At 57.0% G+C, this 18615-nt stretch carries 21 protein-coding genes; 12 read left to right on the top strand and 9 right to left on the bottom strand.

What is annotated here, in order from left to right:
• The first annotated feature begins 128 nt into the window (after window positions 1-128).
• The 3 genes from FQB27_RS07440 to FQB27_RS07430 are packed head-to-tail and all read left to right on the top strand — an operon-like array spanning window position 129 to window position 2243.
• On the top strand, window positions 129-1100 hold the full coding sequence (locus FQB27_RS07440) for an SPFH domain-containing protein (RefSeq protein WP_348540525.1): 972 nt from the start codon (window positions 129-131) through the stop codon (window positions 1098-1100).
• A 5-nt stretch (window positions 1101-1105) separates the two neighbouring features.
• Window positions 1106-1567: an NfeD family protein gene (locus FQB27_RS07435; protein WP_169560278.1), complete on the top strand. Its 462-nt coding sequence runs from the start codon at window positions 1106-1108 to the stop codon at window positions 1565-1567.
• A gap of 13 nt (window positions 1568-1580) precedes the next feature.
• A complete protein-coding gene (locus FQB27_RS07430; RefSeq protein ID WP_169560277.1) occupies window positions 1581-2243 on the top strand; it encodes a dienelactone hydrolase family protein in 663 nt (220 codons plus the stop codon).
• 39 nt (window positions 2244-2282) lie between these two features.
• On the opposite strand, the gene FQB27_RS07425 is transcribed toward FQB27_RS07430, so the two are convergent.
• The 6 genes from FQB27_RS07425 to petA all read right to left on the bottom strand — a co-directional run bounded on the left by FQB27_RS07425 (window position 2283) and on the right by petA (window position 7260).
• Window positions 2283-3140, bottom strand: a complete 858-nt coding sequence (locus tag FQB27_RS07425) for a VOC family protein (RefSeq protein WP_169560276.1) — start codon at window positions 3138-3140, stop codon at window positions 2283-2285.
• Window positions 3141-3161: 21 nt separating this feature from the next.
• Entirely contained in the window at window positions 3162-3689 is a 528-nt protein-coding gene (locus FQB27_RS07420) for an adenine phosphoribosyltransferase (RefSeq protein WP_169560275.1), read from the bottom strand.
• Window positions 3690-3707: 18 nt separating this feature from the next.
• Entirely contained in the window at window positions 3708-4598 is an 891-nt protein-coding gene (locus tag FQB27_RS07415) for an S-methyl-5'-thioadenosine phosphorylase (protein WP_169560274.1), read from the bottom strand.
• 124 nt (window positions 4599-4722) lie between these two features.
• The gene (locus FQB27_RS07410; protein ID WP_169560273.1) at window positions 4723-5490 is read right to left on the bottom strand and encodes a cytochrome c1; all 768 of its coding nucleotides are present in this window, start codon (window positions 5488-5490) and stop codon (window positions 4723-4725) included.
• On the bottom strand, window positions 5483-6721 hold the full coding sequence (locus FQB27_RS07405; protein WP_169560272.1) for a cytochrome b: 1239 nt from the start codon (window positions 6719-6721) through the stop codon (window positions 5483-5485). The genes FQB27_RS07410 and FQB27_RS07405 overlap by 8 nt, the downstream gene beginning before the upstream one ends.
• Window positions 6722-6732: 11 nt before the next feature.
• Complete coding sequence (gene petA / locus FQB27_RS07400) at window positions 6733-7260, bottom strand: ubiquinol-cytochrome c reductase iron-sulfur subunit (RefSeq protein WP_169560271.1); 528 nt, start codon at window positions 7258-7260, stop codon at window positions 6733-6735.
• A 149-nt stretch (window positions 7261-7409) separates the two neighbouring features.
• On the opposite strand from petA, the gene FQB27_RS07395 reads away from it, so the two are divergent.
• Together FQB27_RS07395 and hemF are read left to right on the top strand one after the other, a co-directional pair.
• Window positions 7410-7880, top strand: coding sequence for a tRNA (cytidine(34)-2'-O)-methyltransferase (locus tag FQB27_RS07395; protein ID WP_169560270.1), 471 nt, complete (start codon window positions 7410-7412; stop codon window positions 7878-7880).
• Between the two features lie 4 nt (window positions 7881-7884).
• Complete coding sequence (hemF, locus tag FQB27_RS07390; RefSeq protein WP_169560269.1) at window positions 7885-8736, top strand: oxygen-dependent coproporphyrinogen oxidase; 852 nt, start codon at window positions 7885-7887, stop codon at window positions 8734-8736.
• Window positions 8737-9103: 367 nt separating this feature from the next.
• Here the strand turns inward: hemF and upp are convergent, their stop codons facing one another.
• The gene (gene upp / locus FQB27_RS07385; protein WP_169560268.1) at window positions 9104-9754 is read right to left on the bottom strand and encodes a uracil phosphoribosyltransferase; all 651 of its coding nucleotides are present in this window, start codon (window positions 9752-9754) and stop codon (window positions 9104-9106) included.
• 148 nt (window positions 9755-9902) lie between these two features.
• On the opposite strand from upp, the gene FQB27_RS07380 reads away from it, so the two are divergent.
• On the top strand, window positions 9903-11009 hold the full coding sequence (locus FQB27_RS07380; RefSeq protein WP_169560267.1) for a C45 family autoproteolytic acyltransferase/hydrolase: 1107 nt from the start codon (window positions 9903-9905) through the stop codon (window positions 11007-11009).
• An 18-nt stretch (window positions 11010-11027) separates the two neighbouring features.
• Here FQB27_RS07380 and FQB27_RS07375 read toward each other — a convergent pair whose 3' ends face one another.
• The gene (locus tag FQB27_RS07375; protein WP_169560266.1) at window positions 11028-11606 is read right to left on the bottom strand and encodes a hypothetical protein; all 579 of its coding nucleotides are present in this window, start codon (window positions 11604-11606) and stop codon (window positions 11028-11030) included.
• Between the two features lie 66 nt (window positions 11607-11672).
• The gene (locus FQB27_RS07370) at window positions 11673-11879 is read right to left on the bottom strand and encodes a hypothetical protein (protein WP_169560265.1); all 207 of its coding nucleotides are present in this window, start codon (window positions 11877-11879) and stop codon (window positions 11673-11675) included.
• Window positions 11880-12107: 228 nt separating this feature from the next.
• On the opposite strand from FQB27_RS07370, the gene FQB27_RS07365 reads away from it, so the two are divergent.
• From FQB27_RS07365 to deoC, 6 genes are read left to right on the top strand one after another with little or no spacing between them, the layout of a single operon-like run.
• Window positions 12108-13094 (top strand): BMP family lipoprotein, encoded by a 987-nt coding sequence (locus FQB27_RS07365; RefSeq protein ID WP_169560264.1) that lies wholly within the window; start codon window positions 12108-12110, stop codon window positions 13092-13094.
• Window positions 13095-13111: 17 nt separating this feature from the next.
• Window positions 13112-14680: an ABC transporter ATP-binding protein gene (locus FQB27_RS07360; RefSeq protein WP_169560263.1), complete on the top strand. Its 1569-nt coding sequence runs from the start codon at window positions 13112-13114 to the stop codon at window positions 14678-14680.
• On the top strand, window positions 14680-15798 hold the full coding sequence (locus FQB27_RS07355; RefSeq protein ID WP_169560262.1) for an ABC transporter permease: 1119 nt from the start codon (window positions 14680-14682) through the stop codon (window positions 15796-15798). The genes FQB27_RS07360 and FQB27_RS07355 overlap by 1 nt, the downstream gene beginning before the upstream one ends.
• Window positions 15799-15801: 3 nt before the next feature.
• Complete coding sequence (locus FQB27_RS07350) at window positions 15802-16773, top strand: ABC transporter permease (RefSeq protein WP_169560261.1); 972 nt, start codon at window positions 15802-15804, stop codon at window positions 16771-16773.
• Window positions 16773-17642 (top strand): purine-nucleoside phosphorylase, encoded by an 870-nt coding sequence (locus FQB27_RS07345; protein ID WP_169560260.1) that lies wholly within the window; start codon window positions 16773-16775, stop codon window positions 17640-17642. The genes FQB27_RS07350 and FQB27_RS07345 overlap by 1 nt, the downstream gene beginning before the upstream one ends.
• Window positions 17626-18612 carry a deoxyribose-phosphate aldolase gene (deoC, locus tag FQB27_RS07340; protein WP_169560259.1) on the top strand — a complete coding sequence of 329 codons (987 nt, stop codon included), beginning with the start codon at window positions 17626-17628 and terminating at the stop codon, window positions 18610-18612. The genes FQB27_RS07345 and deoC overlap by 17 nt, the downstream gene beginning before the upstream one ends.
• Window positions 18613-18615 lie beyond the last annotated feature (3 nt).

Below are 18615 nucleotides of genomic sequence, written 5' to 3'. Positions count from 1 at the left end.
CCTGATAGAAGTCTGACAAAAACCTGTAACGGTTTCAGAGCCTTATCTTCTCGACCGCCCTCTCATTTGTGGTATCATAAGGCATATTTTCACGTTACCTTTATTTGGGGGAGAGAAGGATGGATTTCCTGTCCGGTTTCGCAATTGTTGTTATTCTTCTGGTTATATTCGCACTCGTCGTCGTCTTTATGGGTGTTACCGTGGTGCCGCAAGGCTCCCAATTCACCGTTGAAAGGTTCGGCCGCTACACCAGAAGCCTGGCGCCGGGTCTGGGCCTGATCCTGCCTTTCGTGGACCGTATTGGGGCCCGCCTGAACATGATGGAACAGGTCCTCGACATCCCCACACAGGAAGTCATTACCCGTGACAACGCCATGGTCGAGGTAGACGGTGTCCTGTTCTATCAGGTGCTGGATGCCGCGAAGGCCGCCTATGAGGTTCGTGATCTGGAACGTGCTGTCCAGAACCTTGCCCAGACCAACCTGAGAACCGTCCTTGGCTCCATGGATCTGGACAACGCCCTCAGCAACCGTGACGACATCAATGTCCGGCTTCTCCATGTCATCGATCAGGCCTCTACCCCGTGGGGGATCAAGGTCACCCGTGTCGAGATTAAAGACATCACCCCGCCTGTTGACCTTGTCGAGGCCATGGCCCGCCAGATGAAGGCGGAACGGGAAAAACGGGCCGTGGTTCTTGAGGCAGAAGGCTTCCGTCAGGCTGAAATCCTGAAAGCGGAAGGTGAGAAGAAATCCGCGATCCTTGAAGCGGAAGGACGCCGTGAGGCCGCCTACCGTGACGCCGAGGCCCGCGAGCGTCTGGCGCAGGCGGAAGCCAAGGCAACCCTGGATGTGTCCGAAGCCATCGCCAAGGGCGACATGCAGTCCATCAACTACTTCGTTGCCCAGAAATATGTGGAAGCCATGAAGGAAATCGGGTCTGCCCGCAACTCCAAGGTTGTCCTCATGCCCATGGAAGCCAGCGCCCTTATCGGCAGCCTTGGCGGCATTGGCAGCATTGCCAAGGAAGTTTTTGGCAATAATAACACGGGCGGCTCGTCTGGTACGCGATCCACCGGCAGCGTCCCCAGCAGCGAGTAACCGTCATGCTTGAAAGCGCCATTCAATGGGTTGCCGACCTCAGCTATTGGGGGTGGTGGGCCCTTGCGATCCTGTTTGTGATCCTGGAAATCTTTGCCCCGACCTTTGTCCTGCTTTGGCTGGGGATTTCCGCCGGGCTGGTCGGCATTATCGTGCTGGCCTTCCCGTCCCTGCCCTGGGAATATCAATGGACCCTGTTCGCCCTTTTCTCGGTTGTCAGTATCGTGGTGGTCAAGGGCCTGCTTCGCAAGAAACCCGGTGTTGAGGATAACCTCAAGCTGAACCAACGGGGGGCCCAGTATGTGGGGCGGAACTTCAACCTGACCGAGGCCATTGTCAATGGTCGGGGTAAAATCCATGTAGATGATACCCAGTGGTCCGTATCCGGCCCGGACATGCCTGCGGGCGGCACCGTCACCGTTACCGGCGTGGACGGCATTCTGCTGATCGTGGAACCAAAAAAGTAAAAGGAGACCTGCAATGGGAAAGATGATTGAAATCAGCGCAGCCGATGGGCACAGGTTACAAGCCTATCTTTCCCCTGCAGCCGGTACCCCGAAAGGCGGTGTGGTCATCCTGCAGGAAATCTTTGGCGTCAACGGCCATATTCAGGATGTGTGCAACCGCTTCGCCTCCCACGGCTACACCGCCATCGCCCCGGCCCTGTTTGACCGGGAACAACGCAATGTTGACCTTGGTTACGACGAGGCGGGGATGAAAGAGGGCATTCGCCTGAAGAACAGCATCCGCGATGAGGATGCCCTGCTGGATATCGAGGCCGCCCGCCAGACCATTGCGGACGTGGGCTCGGTCTCCTGTATCGGCTATTGCTGGGGTGGTCGGCTGGCTTATCTCGCGGCCTGCAACCTCCCGGCCTTTGCCAAGGCCATTGGCTATTACGGGGGCGGGATAATCGGCCTTATCGACCAGAAACCCCAAATTCCGACCATGCTGCATTTCGGGGATCAGGATCATGCCATCCCCATGACCGATGTGGATACCATCATGAACGCCCATCCCGAGGTCAGGACCTATATCTATCAGGCCCAGCACGGGTTCAACTGCGACAAGCGGAGCAGTTACAACGCTGCGGCGGCCAAGCTGGCCCTTGACCGCAGCATGCAATTTCTTTCAGAAAGTTGAGTGCCGCCTGCAGGCGGCACAGATCAAGTAGGGGTCAGATCAGGCCCGACTGAATTCAAGAAGAACACCGCAGGCATCTTTTGGGTGAATTCTAAGGCTGCCATTGGCAATCTTCTGGGCCTGTACGCCTGCCTTTTCAAGATAGGCGCCCGTTTCCTCCAGATCCTTCACCGCCACTGTCATGGCCAGCAGATAAGGGAATTCGGGCCAGTCTTCATCAATGGTCAGGCCCGGATACAGCAGGTCCAGATCCTTGTCATTTACAAAGATCAGCTTCAGACGGCCAATTTGCACGGTCAGGGTACTGTCCGTCTGGGTCACGTTAATAACACCGCATAGACGGGTATAATATTCCCGGAGTTCGGTCGGGTTATCCACCAAAACCACCAGCGACGCAATATGGTCCGCGCCATTGTCATGAACCATCCAGTCCGCCTGACGGATCAGGTCTGGGGTCAGGTGATGACAGAAGAACAAACTGTGCTGGGGCATCCCTTCCGTCCGCAAGCGGACCAGCTTGAATTCCGGGGTTACCGCACCGCTTTCCAGTTCCAATTGGCGCTTCAGGTCGGCAACGGGTGCAGGGGCCAAGCCTTCCTGCGTCAGGGACTGGTGGGTGGCCTCTGCATTGTCTGTGGCAAGGGCCAACCCCAGCAACCCCTCGCCCCGCTCTTCCAGAAGCCTGTCCAGCCCATTGCTGTCCAGATCCGCGTTCACGATGCCCAGCAACTCGATATAGTCATCCGGGAACATGATGCAGTAATTGGCCGTGCCCCAGCCAATATGGGACCCGCGCGGCGAGACGGTAAAGCCCAGACGCTGATAGGTCTCCCGTGCGTCCTCAAGGTTTGAAACACCAATCAGAGTATGGTCCAGACCAACAATATTGTGGGGCATGACAGGTATCCTTTTTTCTAGTTAGTCGCCTTCAAATTCGCACAGCGTCCGAACATTCACTCCCATATTCTCGACACGTGCACGCCCGCCAAGGTCGGGCAAATCAATGACAAATGCGGCACCGACCACCGTTCCGCCAGCCCGGCGGATCAGCTTGATCGCCGCTTCGGCCGTACCGCCGGTTGCGATCAGGTCATCGACGAGAAGAATATTCTCGCCTTCTTTTATGGCATCCTCATGAATCTCGACAATATCCGTGCCATATTCAAGATCATATTCCTCGCCGATGGTGGCGGCAGGCAGCTTCCCCTGCTTGCGGACGGGCACGAACCCGACACTGAGCTGGTGGGCAATCGCCCCCCCCAGTACAAACCCCCGCGCCTCGATCCCGGCGACCTTGTCGATACGAACCCCCGCATAAGGCCAGACAAGCTGGTCAATGGCCGTGCGCAGTCCTGCAGCATCCTGCCAAAGTGTTGTAATATCCCGGAACATCACCCCGTCTTTCGGGTAGTTGGGAATGGTTCGTATAACTGTTTTGATATCCACGTTACTTATCCTGCGTTTCTATAATACTCGTCCGGCAACGGCGTCCAGTCTGGCAAGGACCTCGGGGTCCCGGACCTCAGGCGCGGTGATCAGGGCATTGTCCAGAGCATGGTGGCACCCGGCAGCGCAGGCCTCGCGGCGCTGCCCCAAAACAGGCGCAACGTGCCTGACAAGGGAGCGGGCATTTTCCGCATTCCCAGTCAAAACACGTATCACGGCAGATACGTCCACATTCTCATGATCCGGATGCCAACAATCGTAATCAGTTACCATCGCTACAGTAGCATAACACAATTCTGCTTCCCGTGCGAGTTTGGCTTCCGGCATATTGGTCATGCCAATGACCTGACAATTCCAGCTCCGGTACAGCTCGGATTCCGCCCGGCTGGAGAATTGCGGTCCCTCCATCGCCAGATAGGTTCCCCCGCGTACCACCGGTATGCCTTTCGCAGCCGCGGCCCCCTCCAATGCGTCCCCAAGACGGGAACAGACAGGGTCGGCCATGCTCACATGGGCAACCAGACCCGTTCCAAAGAAGCTTTTTTCGCGGGCAAATGTCCGGTCAATGAATTGGTCCACAATCACAAAGGTCCCGGGGGCAAGGCGCTCCTCGAAGGAGCCGCATGCACTGACCGACACGATCTCGGTCACACCGGCCCGCTTCAGGGCATCGATATTGGCCCGGTAATTGATCTCTGACGGAGCCAGCCTGTGCCCCCTGCCATGACGCGGCAGGAAGACCATCTCCACCTCGCCCAGCCGGCCGCGCAGGATCTGGTCAGACGGCGCTCCGAACGGAGAGGTCACCGTTTCCCAGCGTGTGTCCTCAAGACCTTCCAGATCATACACACCGCTGCCGCCGATAATACCGATGACCGGTTTTTCCTCTGGCAATTTAACGTCCTCCATACTGACTGTCTTCTAGGGTTTTATCGCCAATGGATCAGGCTGCAAACTTAAAAGCGGCTGTGCAGGCAACAAAAAAGGGCGCCCATCGAGGCGCCCTTGATTGTTGGTTGTCCGGTCATCCAGATCAGTGAAGATCGGACCAGACCTTACGCTTGGCAGCGTAGAAGATACCGCCCAGAAGCAGCAGGAACAGGATCACTTTCAGACCCATATTCTTGCGTTCTTCCAGTTTGGGTTCTGCAGCCCAGGCAAGGAAGACTGTGACGTCTTTTGCCATCTGGTCGACAGAAGCCTTGGTACCGTCCGCGTACTCAACACCGTCTTCAGCCAGCGGGGCCGGCATGGCAATGTTGTGGCCAGCGAAGTAGGCGTTATAGGCCATACCTGCAGGAAGTTTGTGATCCTCAGGTGCGTCCTCATAGCCGGTCAGCAGTGAGTAGAGATAGTTTTCGAAACCTGGACGCGCCTTGACAATCAGGGACAGGTCCGGCGGGAAAGCACCACCATTTGACGCCCGTGCCGCTTTTTCATTGGCAAAGGGGCTCGGGAATTTGTCAAAAGGCTTGCCCGCACGTTCGAACATGTCGCCTTCGTCGTTCGGTCCATCCATGTAGGTGCCTTCGGCGGCAATGGCTTTGATCTCGTCTTCAGTGAAGCCAAGATCGGCCAGTGTCCGGAAGGAGACCTGCTCCAGGCTGTGACAGCCTGCGCAGACTTCGCGGTAGACCTGCAGACCACGCTGCGCAGCAGCGCGGTCATAGGTGCCAAACGGACCTTCATGGGACCAGTCGACAGACTTGTACTCGATTGCCGCACCGGCAGCATGCGCACCGGAGATGGCCACTACTGAGAGAAGAGCAGCAGCACTCAAAGACTTGATAAGTTTAAGCATTGCTTGCCTCCCCTGCGGAACCTTTCTTGGCGAGAACATCTTCTGAAATACTGGCCGGTAGCGGTTTCGGTTTCTCGAACAGCCCCACCAGCGGAAGCAGGATCAGGATATGAACGAAGTAGTAAATCGTTGCGATACGACCCCAGAGGATGTAGGCGCCTTCTGCCGGCTTGCCACCGATATAGGTGAGCAGGATGCAGTCTGCGACAAAGATCCAGAAGAGTTGCTTGTAGATCGGACGGAAGCGCGCAGAGCGAATCCGGCTCCGGTCCAGCCAAGGCAGCAGGAACAGGATAGCGATCGCACCAAACATCAGCAGAACACCGCCCAGCTTGTCGGGAACCGCCCGCAGGATCGCGTAGAACGGCAGGAAGTACCATTCAGGAACGATATGCGCAGGTGTTACCAGCGGGTTGGCCGGAATGTAGTTGTCCGGGTGACCGAGATAGTTCGGAGCATAGAACAGGAAGGCTGAGAAGAAGATCAGGAATACAGCCAGACCGAACAGATCCTTGATTGTGTAATAAGGATGGAACGGAATGCTGTCTGATTTTTCTTTCAGGTCCAGACCTGTCGGGTTGTTGGACCCGTTGGTGTGCAGTGACCAGATGTGCAGGATAACCACACCAACGATCACGAACGGCAGCAGGTAGTGCAAGCTGAAGAAACGGTTCAGTGTCGGGTTATCGACAGAGAAACCACCCCAGAGCCAGGTCACAATGGTGTCACCGACAACCGGAATTGCACCAAACAGGTTGGTAATAACGGTCGCACCCCAGAAGCTCATCTGTCCCCACGGAAGCACGTAACCCATGAAGGCCGTTGCCATCATCAGCAGGAAGATGACCAGACCCAGCCACCACAGCAGTTCGCGCGGTGCCTTGTAGGACCCGTAATACAGACCACGGAAAATGTGGAGATACACAACGATGAAGAACATGGATGCGCCGTTGGCATGCATGTAGCGCAGCAGCCAGCCATAGTTCACGTCACGCATGATATGCTCAACGCTGTTGAACGCGAGATCCACATGCGGTGTGTAATGCATGGACAGGACGATACCGGTAATGATCTGCACGACCAGCATGAAACCGGCCAGTGAACCAAATGTCCACCAGTAGCTCAGGTTTTTCGGAGTCGGATAATCATACAGGGCATGATGCACCATGCCGACGATCGGCAGGCGATGCTCAACCCATTTGACCATCGGGTTTTTTGGTTGAAATGACATTATTTTTCCCCCTAGCCGATTTTCACAGTGGTGTCGTCAAGGAACTCGTATGGCGGAACCGGCAAGTTCAATGGCGCGGGGCCTTTACGGATACGTCCGGAAGTATCGTAGTGGGAACCGTGGCACGGACAGAACCATCCGTTAAAGTCCCCTGATTCCTTCAACGGAACACAACCAAGGTGGGTACAAACACCCAGCATGATCAGCCATTCCGGCTTGATAACACGGTCGGCATCTGCCTGCGGATCGGGCAGGTTTGCGGTGTCGTCCCGCTCTGCGGCTGCGATCTCGTCAGCAGTCCGATGCCGGACAAAGACCGGCTTACCCTGCCAAACAGCGGTGATTTCAGAGCCTACCTCGATGGCACCAAGATCAACCTCGGTTGTCGAGAGCGCCAAAACGTCAGCAGACGGATTCATCTGGTCGACAAAAGGCCAGATTGCCATAGCAGTCCCCACGGCGCCAACGCCACCTGCGGCAATATATAGAAAGTCGCGGCGCTTAACGCCGTCTTCTTCTACAGGGGTGGTAGTAGTCATTTAACTTCCCCAGGTTTCCAAAAAACAAATCTCTAGCGAAGGCTTTTTGTCACCTAAAACGGCGATTGTCCAGCCCGAAAGCGGTGATTGTGGCAATAAGTAGCAGTTTTGCTTTGAATTTGTTGCCATAATGTTATTAAGTCGCCCCCATGAAACTGGCCCTCTATCAACCCGATATTGCCCCCAATGTGGGAACCCTTCTCAGGCTTGGGGCCTGCATGGGTGTTCCTGTGCATATTATCGAACCCTGTGGTTTTCCATTTGGGGCCCGCGACCTGAAAAGATCGGTCATGGACTATTCCGAAATGGCGGATGTCACCCGGCACAGCTCTTGGGATGCCTTCCTGAAAAGCGAGACCAACGCCCGGCTGGTCCTGCTGACCACCAAAACCGATCTTCCCTATACGGATTTCAACTTTGGCCCCGATGACATCCTTCTGCTGGGCCGGGAAAGTGTTGGCGTTCCCGAAGAGGTCCACCAGCGGGCAGATGCACGGGTTACGATTCCCATGCAAGCGGGGATGCGGTCCGTCAACGTGGCCATCGCGGCCTCCATGGTTCTGGGAGAAGGCTTGCGCCAGACCGGCGCCTTTCCCCGGCAAGAACAGAAAGACAGATAAACCCATGACAACTGAACTGACCGAACAGCGCAAGGAACAGGCTGCCCTCTGGTTCCGCACCCTTCGAGACCAGATCCGCACCAGCTTCGAGACACTGGAGCAGGAACTGACCGGCATGCACAGCGACCTTCCCCCGGGTCAGTTCGAAGTGACCACATGGGACAGGCCGGGCGGCGGTGGCGGCGAGATGTCCGTCATGAAAGGCCGGGTTTTCGAGAAGGTAGGCGTCAATATCTCCACCGTTCACGGGGAGTTCTCAGAGGAATTTCGCAAAAGCATTCCCGGCACCGAAGCCTCGGGACAGTTCTGGGCCAGCGGCATTTCACTGGTCGCCCATATGCGGTCTCCGCTTGTGCCGGCCGTTCACATGAACACCCGCCATATCGTCACCGGACAATCGTGGTTTGGCGGCGGGGCCGACCTGACCCCCATGTCTCCAAACGATCAGGACACCGCTGACTTTCACGGCGCCCTGAAAAAGGCATGTGATGCCCATGACCCGAATTATTACCCGGACTTCAAGAAATGGTGCGATGACTATTTCTTCCTGCCCCACCGCAATGAACCGCGGGGTGTTGGCGGCATTTTCTACGACAAGCTAAACACGGACTGGGAAGCGGATTTCGCCTTCACACAGGATGTAGGCCGCGCCTTCCGGGACATTTACCCCCAGATTGTCCGGCGACACATGAACCGGGAATGGACCCCGGAGCAGCGGGAACATCAGCTTGTCCGCCGGGGCCGGTATGTGGAGTTCAACCTTCTGTATGACCGGGGCACAACCTTCGGCCTGAAAACCGGGGGCAACACCGAAGCCATTCTCATGTCCCTGCCACCAGAGGTGAAGTGGCCCTGAACCCGGAAAAGGGGCCTCTCACCTTACGTAAACCCTGATTGAATTTGTATTCGCCCCGTTCTGTGATGCAGCGCACAATGGTTTTTGTTGGCTTCGGCGCTGCAGCATCATACTGTTGTCGAACAGGAATTAATCGCAGTTCGGAGGGATCATGATCCGGATAAGATACAGTTTGCTGACTTTGTTGCCGGGCTTTTACGACGCAGTCCGGAAACGGCGGCAGGCGCGAATGTCTGAACCACGGTCCTGCTTTCCCTGTAACTGCACCGGATGCTAGGCAGAAAACATTCGGTTTGATTAAGTCTCCCTCCTGAAAGACCCCGGATTAGCCACCGGGGTCTTTTTGGTTTCAGGAGGTTCTTTTTCGTCAGAGCGTGCCGTAAAGGCGGTCCCCGGCATCACCGAGACCCGGAACGATATAGGCTTTCTCGTTCAGCTTTTCGTCCAGACCGGCCACATAGACCTTGATCTCGGGATGTTTGTCGAGCATCACCTGCACCCCTTCCGGGGCGGCGACCAGCGCCATGAAGCTGATTCTGTCCACTTCCACGCCGTGATCCAGCAGTACATCCACCCCAGCGGCGGCCGAGTAACCGGTTGCCAGCATCGGGTCCACCAGAATGAAGGAACGCTCGCCCGCAGACGGCAGCTTGCGCAGATATTCCACGGGACGCTTGGTTTCCGGGTCGCGGTACATGCCGATATGTCCGACACGGGCCGCCGGCATCAGTTCCAGCAAACCATCCGCCATCCCCAGCCCAGCCCGAAGAATCGGGACAATGGCGGCTTTCTTGCCTTCCAGAACCGGCGCGGACATGGGGCAGATCGGGGTTTCGATCTGTTCGGTGGTCATGGGCATGTTGCGGGTGATCTCATATCCCATCAACAGGGCAATCTCTTTCAGCAGTTGCCGAAAGGTCTTTGTTGATGTCACCTTGTTTCGCATGTGACTGAGCTTGTGAACGATCAGCGGGTGATCAAGAATTTGCAGATTTGGGAATCTGGGATCCGTTGCCATTGCATATTACCTGTTGTTGATTTCGAGGCCAGAATATAGCCAGCGAAACGTCCGGGGCAAGTTTGTCTTTGCAACATGTATCAACAAACGCCAAGATCAACCCGAACAAGAGAATAAAAACAACGATAAAACGATAACAGGAGGCCCCATGCCCATTCCCGTTCTTGACCTTTCCGGACCGGCCCTGAGCCGCGGACGCCAGCACGGAGAGCAAATGGCAAAAAGCATCCACAGCAATATCCAGACCTATCGGAACCGGTTTCTGCTGGGCGGTGCCACGCGGGAGAGGATTTCGGCAGAAGCCGAAAAATGGGCGGAGCGGTTCCGCCGTCATGACCCGGAATATTTCGAGGAAATGCAGGGCATTGCGGAAGGCGCAGGGGTGGCCCTTTCGGATATTGCCATGCTGAACGCCCGCTACGAACTCAGCTACAGCCTGTATACCAGCGAAGCTGCGGCGCTGAACACCATCCCAAGTCACGAGCCCGAAGGCTGCACATCCTTCGGGATGCAGCCAGAATACACCACAAGCGGCGAAACGCTGATGGGCCAGAACTGGGACTGGCTGGAAGGGCTGCTCGGGAATATGTGCCTGCTGCGTGTGCGGTCGGACGAACATCCCACCTATATGGTGCTGACACAGGCCGGAATTGTGTGCGGCATGATCGGCCTGAACGAGGAAGGCATTGGCCTGTGTGTCAATGGCCTGTCCGCCCACGGGGACGGCGAGGAGCTACATCACCGCCCCTTCCACATGCGGGTACGGGATATCCTGCGAAGCCGGACACTGGACAGTGCCCTGAAAGTGATTGTGTCCACCGACCGGGTCTGTTCGACCAACTGGGTCGTGGGGCAAAAAGGCGGCGAGGTCCTCAATCTTGAAACCTCCTCCCGCGTGGTTCACACCCTCTATCCCCAAAACGGGCTGGTGACCCACGGCAACCTGTTCATCAGCAAGGACGGCATTGTTTCCGATTTTGAACGGCTTGCCCCCTGCAGCCTGTATCGCTCCCCGCGTCTGGAGCGCCTGATCCGCCAGCAGGGAGATAAATGGGACGCGGAAATGGCCAAAACGGCCCTGAAAGACACCTTCGGTGGCCCCAAGGCCATTTGCCGATCCGCCAGCGAGTTGGAACCGGAAGAAGCCAGAACGGTTACCATTGCCTCGGTTATCCTGAATCTGGACCAGAAAAGCATGGAAATTTCCGACGGCCCGCCTGACCGAAACGGCTATGCCTGTCATCTGTTGATGTAAGCGCCCCCTCGGGCAGGATCATTTCTGACGCGTCAGGCGTTCGGCGAGAACCTGCCCCAAACCATCGGCAAGGGCGGCAGTATTGTCTTCCAGAAAACCGGCAAGGCACCGGATATTGCAAGAGGGCGGCGCCAGCAGGTCATTGGGAACCGGTAAATCAAAGCGGGCAAGCACATCCCCCGTCTTGACCCGCAGCATCCGTCCCTTGATCCGAACCTGGATATGGGTCCCCTCCTCCACCAGGGCCATGTCGGCGATAATGGTCAGGGCGGTCACATAATCGGCATTCAGATACGGGGACTGGCGCACCTGATCCAGCAGCGCCTGATCATCCGCGCCCCCGTCAATGGGCGGCGCCCCCTCCTTTGAAGGACCATTCTGCAGGGCTTCAAATCCTGCCTTTTCAAGATGATCGGCAATTCTTTCGGCAACGGTCCGATACAGGGTCCCGGCAAGGAGGCCTTGTTCTGTATCCGGTCCGGCCAGGATCAGGACCGAATGCCCCTCAGCGAGGGTGGGCCGTGCGGCCCCCGATACGGCACACAGGATCAGCAGGAGAACAAACGGCAGTCTCTGATATTGAAGCCTTCTGGACATTGGAAATCTCCAGCCTTCTGGTTGGGTCCCTGTCCGGGTCAGAACGCCCGGACAGGGACGCCCGTCTTACCCGTTGCGGGATTTTCTCTTCTGTTTTCTGGGGTCGGTCTGCCCGGCGGCCAGTTGCAACGCCAGTTTTTCCTCAAGCCATGCCTTGTATCCGGCGATTCCGCTCTTGCGGAGGCGCTTGGAATTGGCAAATCCCTTACGCCCGGACAACATGTCTTCCACCTGCGCCTTGATATCGACGGAACTCTCGCTCTTGTTAGCCATAATCTTCGCTACCTTCTCAAAATTTGTCTTTTATATATATAATTTACCCAAGAAACACAGCTTTTGCTATGAATGGGGGCTTAATTTTCTAGAAGACCGGAAAATTGGGTCATATACTTGAGATATGCAATAAATTCTTGACCAGTTGGTCAGCTTTATTGCTAGCTGATAAATGAAGATAGTCGGCTTCCGGGGGAGCCGGTACGATCTCGAACAGGGAGACACCAGATGATTAAACGTTTTGCGCTTGCCGCCATTGCGGCAGCGGCAGTCGTCACCACAGGCATGGCCCAGGCTGACGAATTCAAGCCCGCCATCGTCTTTGACATGGGCGGCAAGTTTGACAAATCCTTCAACGAAGCCGCCTATAACGGCGCCGAAGCCTTCAAGAAGGACACCGGCATCGATTACATGGAATTTGAAGTCACGCAGGTATCCCAGCGTGAACAGGCCATGAAACGCATGGCGCGCAAGGGCGCATCCATCATTGTTGCCATGGGGTTTGCGCAGGCCTCAGCCGTCGAGAAGGCCGCCAAGGAATTCCCGGATACAAAATTCACCATCGTGGACATGGTCGTGGACCTGCCCAACGTGCAGTCCATCATCTTCAAGGAGCATGAAGGATCCTTCCTTGTCGGCATGGCCGCAGCCCTGACCAGCAAGACCGGTAAGGTCGGTTTCGTTGGCGGCATGGATATTCCGCTGATCCGGAAATTTGCCCTCGGCTATGTTGAAGGTGCAAAATATGCCAACCCCAACGCCGAAGTTTTCCAGAACATGACCGGCACCACACCGGCCGCATGGAACGACCCGACAAAGGGCGGCGAGCTTGCCAAAAGCCAGTTTGATCGCGGCGCGGATGTTGTTTACGCCGCAGCAGGCGGCACCGGCATCGGGGTCTATCAGGCCGCCAAGGATGCCGGAAAATTTGCCATTGGCGTTGACAGCAACCAGAACTACCTGCATCCGGGCACCATGCTGACCTCCATGACCAAGGGTGTGGATGTTGCCGTCATGGAAGCCTTTGCCAACGCCAAGGCCGGCACATGGCAGCCGGGCATCAAGGTTCTCGGTCTGAAGGAAGGCGGCGTGAACTATGCCCTCGACGAGCATAACAAGGGTGTCCTGTCACAGGAAGTGATCGACAAGCTGGAAGCGGCCCGTGCCGACATCATCGCCGGCAAGATCAAAGTCACTGACTATATGGCCCAGTAAAGAGCGCTCTTTCTGTCATGACTTCACATAACACGGCGCTTGAGCTGCGCCGCGTCAACAAATGGTTTGGTCCGGTCCACGCAAACAGGGATATCTCCCTGTCCGTGGACCGCGGCACCATCCATGGCATCATCGGCGAGAACGGTGCCGGCAAGTCAACACTGATGAGTATCGTGTATGGCTTCTATCAGGCCGATGAAGGCCAGATTTTTGTAAACGGACAGGAATGCCGGATCGACAATCCCCAAGCCTCCATCAAGGCAGGTATTGGCATGGTCCACCAGCATTTCATGCTGGTCGATACGTTTACGGTTCTTGAAAATATCATTCTGGGTGTGGAGGGCGGTGCCCGCCTTGATCAGGGCCTTGCCAAGGCCCGCAAGGAGTTGCAGCGCCTGGAACAGGAATACAGCCTGGAAATCGATGTGGACGCCATTGTCGGCGACCTTCCGGTGGGCCTGCGACAACGGGTTGAAATCCTGAAAGCCCTGTACCGGGGCGCGGAAATCCTGATTCTGGACGAGCCCACAGGGGTCCTGACCCCGCAAGAGGCCGACCATCTGTTCCGTATTCTCAGCACCCTTCGCGAACAGGGAAAGACCGTGATCCTGATTACCCACAAATTGCGGGAAATCATGGCAATCACGGACAATGTCTCGGTCATGCGGCGCGGCGAGATGGTCGCCCATGTGGCCACAAAAGACACAAACCGCGAACATCTGGCCGAACTGATGGTCGGGCGCAGCGTCCTGTTACAGGTCGAAAAGACCGATGCCCATCCCGGCAAGGCCATCCTGCAGACCCGCAACCTGAATTATGTGGATGCCGACGGCGTGCAGCGCCTGAAGGATGTCACCCTTGATATCCGGGCCGGTGAAATTCTTGGCATTGCCGGGGTATCCGGCAACGGTCAGTCCGAGCTTCTGGAAGTTCTGGGCGGAACCCGGAAGCCAACCTCGGGACAGGTGATCTTCAAGGATGAGGACATCACCCACAGCAAAAAATTCAATGCCCGTGACTTGCGGAAAATCGGACTTGGGCATGTGCCCGAAGACAGGCACCGCTCCGGTCTGGTGCTGTCTTTTTCCGCCAATGAAAATACCATCCTCGGCTATCATGACCTGCCGGCTTACAACAAGGGGACAACCCTTGATCATGCGGCCATGATCTCCACCTGCGAGGAATATATCCGAAAGTTTGATGTCCGCCCCCCCAATCCCCATTTGCAGGCGTCCGGTTTTTCCGGCGGCAACCAGCAGAAACTGGTTCTGGCGCGGGAGATGGAACAGAAACCGGATGTCCTGCTGGTCGGTCAGCCGACCCGCGGTGTGGATATCGGCGCCATCGAATTCATTCATAACCAGCTGATCCGGATGCGGGATGCCGGGGCGGCCATTCTGGTCGTGTCTGTTGAGATCGACGAGGTCATGTCCCTGTCCGACAGGATCGCCGTCATGTTTGATGGTGAAATCGTTGGCGAACTGGATGCGCGGGATGCCGATGAAACCCGGCTTGGCCTGATGATGGCCGGCATCCGCGAAAAGAACGGCTCCCCCCATGCACAACAGGACGAAACGGTAGCATAATGTCGGACGCAACAGCAAAATTCGGGGCTCCTGCAAAAGTTCCGGCCTGGGTCAATCTGATCCTGATCCCGCTGGTCAACCTGCTGGCAGCCTTTATCCTGTCCGGCGCCGTGATCCTGATTGTGGGGGATGACCCGCTGCAGGCTCTGGAGGTGCTGATCTATGGCGCCTTCGGCTATCCCGATGCCATTGGCTATACCCTTTATTACACCACCAACTTTGTGTTTACCGGCCTTGCGGTGGCCATTGCCTTCCATTGCGGCCTGTTCAATATCGGCGCTGAGGGACAGGCCCTGATTGGCGGGCTCGGGGTCGGCTTGGCCGCGCTCTACCTGGATTTCATGCCGGGATGGATGGTGATCCCGCTGGCCATTTTCGCGGCGGCCCTGTTCGGCGGTTTCTGGGCCTATGTCCCGGCCTATCTGCAGGCGCGGCGGGGCAGTCATATCGTCATCACGACCATCATGTTCAATTTCATCGCCGCCTCGATCATGACCTACCTTCTGGTGGAAATCCTGATCGCGCCGGGCGGACAGTCACCGGAAAGCCGTGAATTTGCCGAATTTACATGGCTTCCCTACCTCCATGATTTCCTGCCCTTCCCCAACACGCCGCTGAACCTGTCCTTCTTCTTCGCGTTGATCCTGAGCGGGGCCTTCTATTATTTCATGTGGCATACCCGCTGGGGCTATGAAATCCGTGTGACCGGGCAAAATGAAACCGCCGCCCGCTATGCCGGAATTTCCCCGGCCCGGAACATCATTCTTGCCATGGTCATTTCAGGGGCGCTGGCCGGATTTGTCGGTGTCAACGAGGTCCTGGGCGTCCATCATCGGCTCATTCTGGATTTCAGTGGCGGCTTTGGCTTTGTCGGTATCGCCGTGGCGCTGATGGGGCGCAACCATCCGGTTGGCATCTTTCTGGCGGCCCTGCTGTTTGGCGCCCTCTATCAGGGGGGATCGGAACTGGCCTTTGAAATGAAGACCATCAACCGGGAAATGGTGATTGTGATCCAGGGATTGATCATCCTGTTTTCAGGGGCATTGGAGCATATGTTCCGTCCCCGCATTGAAAGCCTGTTCAAGCGCCGCAAGGCCACAGCAACAGCGGAGGCATAAAAGATGGAACTTTTCCAGATCATTATCCTTCTGCTGGATGCCACTTTCCGTGTGGCAACGCCCCTTGTCCTTGCGGCCATGGCGGGCATGTTTTCGGAGCGGTCCGGCGTGGTCGACATCGGGCTGGAAGGGAAAATGCTGGGGGCGGCCTTTGCCGCTGCGGCGGCCTCCTCGGCGGCGGGGTCCGCATGGCTTGGCCTGTGTGCCGGGGTTGTTACCTCCCTTGCGCTCTCCTCCCTCCATGCCTATGCCTGTGTCACTCACAAGGGTAATCAGGTGGTGTCCGGCATGGCCATCAACATCATGGTTTCCGGCCTGACGCCCACACTGGCGATCGCGTGGTTTCATCAGGGCGGCCAAACCCCTTCCTTGAGCGGAGACGCCCGTTTCCAGCCCATCACCCTGCCCTTTGCCGATGCGGTGCGGGAAATTCCCGTCATCGGCTATACCTATGCCGAACTGATCTCGGGCCATAATATTCTGGTTTATTGTGCGGCGGCCTCTGTGCCGCTGGTCGCCTATATCCTGTATAAGACCCGTTTCGGGTTGCGGGTTCGGGCTGTCGGGGAAAACCCCCATGCGGTCGATACCGCCGGTATCTCGGTTGAACTCATGCGCTACAAGGCCCTTGCGGTAACTGGCATTCTGTGTGGCTTTGCCGGATCCTATCTTTCCACGGCGCATGGGGCCGGATTCATTCGGGAAATGACGGCGGGTAAGGGATATCTTGCCCTTGCCGCCTTGATCTTCGGAAAATGGAAGCCTGTTCCGACCCTGTTTGCCTGCCTGCTCTTTGCCTTCACCGATGCCGTTCAGGCGCGCCTGCAAGGGGTTGAATTGCCCATTGTTGGTGTAATTCCGGTACAATTCATTCAGGCACTCCCCTATATTCTTACCGTTCTCCTGCTTGCCGGTTTCGTCGGCAAGGCAAATCCGCCAAAATCGATTGGCGTGCCTTACATCAAGGAAAGATAATGGCTTTGGATCCATATAAGGCTGCGGAGTTCATCAAGAACACCGCACCGGGTTTCACCCCTCGTGTCGGCATCATACTGGGCTCGGGCCTTGGCGGGTTGGCCGAGAAAATCGACGCGGTCGTAACCATCGGTTTCGACGATATTCCCGATTTTCCAAGATCAACCGTTGAAGGCCATGACGGGCAGCTCATTCTGGGCCGCCTTGGGGGTATGCCCGTGGTCTGCATGAAGGGGCGTATTCACCTTTATGAAGGGGGCAACCCGGAAGACCTTGCCGTTCCGGTCCGCACCATGAAGCTGCTGGGCATTGACATTTTGCTGGTCACCAACGCCGCGGGCAGTTTTCATGAAAGCGCCGGTCCGGGCAGCCTGATGCTGATCAGCGACCATATCAACCTGACGGGCCGCAATCCACTGGTTGGCGAGAATGACGACCGGTTCGGGCCCCGCTTTTTCCCCATGACCGACGCCTATGACCCCACCTTGCGGGCCCATTTCAAGGCCATCGCCGAGGAGTTGGACATTCCGCTGTCCGAAGGGGTGTATCTGCATTATCTGGGGCCGAATTTTGAAACCCCGGCGGAAATCCGGGCCTTCCGCGTTCTTGGGGCGGATGCCGTCGGCATGTCCACCACGCCCGAGGTTCTGGTGGCCCGCCACTGCGGCCTTCGGGTCGCCGCCATCTCCAACATCACCAATCTGGTTGCCGGTCTCAGCAAAACGGAGCTCAGCCACCAGCAAACCCTTGATTGCGCCAAGCTGGCCGCAGAGGATCTGGAAAAACTGGTGATCATTTTTCTCGAAACCCTGAAACGCGAATTGCTGAAAGCACATTTGAAGGAGGGGGCCGATGGCAACGGTCAGTAAATTCAAGACGCCGGGGCACGGGGAGGACCGCAACCCCGGTATGCCGTTCAGCCTTGACGCGGTCGAGGATATTCACGTGAACCTGAGCGCCGTGGAGCGCCGGGCGTCCACCCTTGGCGGCAGAAGAACCGTCAAGAAGGAGTATCAGGCGGCGTGGCTTCTAAAAGCCATTTCCTGCATCGACCTGACCACCTTGAGCGGAGATGACACCGCGGGGCGGGTAAAACGTCTTTGCGCCAAGGCCCGCCAGCCCGTGCGTCCCGACATTCTGGAGGCCCTTGGCATGAGCGAGCGGGGCCTGACCACCGGCGCCGTCTGCGTCTATCACACCATGGTGGAAACCGCGGTCGAGGCCCTTGCTGGCAGCGGTATTCCCGTTGCCGCTGTCTCCACCGGTTTTCCAGCCGGCCTGACCCCGCTGGACCTGCGCCTTCGCGAGATTGAAGCCTCCGTTGCCGCCGGAGCCACGGAAATTGATATTGTCATTACCCGCGGGCATGTGCTGACCGGCAACTGGAAAGCCCTCTATGACGAAGTGAAGGCCTTTCGGGAGGCCTGCGGCGATGCCCATATGAAGGCAATTCTGGGCACCGGTGATCTGGTCACCTTGCGGAATGTGGCCAAGGCCAGCATCATCGCCATGATGGCCGGGGCCGATTTCATCAAGACCTCCACCGGCAAGGAAAGCGTGAACGCAACCCTGCCGGTCAGTCTGGTCATGATCCGCGCCATTCGGGACTATCAGGACAGGACCGGTTGCAAGATCGGGTACAAGCCCGCGGGCGGGATCAGTACCGCAAAGGATGTTCTGAACTATCAGATCATGATGAAAGAAGAACTGGGGCTGGACTGGCTGCAACCGGATCTGTTCCGCATTGGCGCTTCCAGCCTGCTCGGTGATATCGAGCGGCAACTTGAACATTATGTAACCGGCCGCTACTCCGCGGATTTCCGTCACCCGATGGCGTAAGGA

The organism is Sneathiella chinensis (assembly GCF_012720115.1).
GTDB classification, from domain to species: Bacteria; Pseudomonadota; Alphaproteobacteria; order Sneathiellales; family Sneathiellaceae; genus Sneathiella; species Sneathiella chinensis.
Note: the sequence above shows the minus strand (reverse complement) of the source record. Positions and strands in the feature narration are given on the sequence as shown.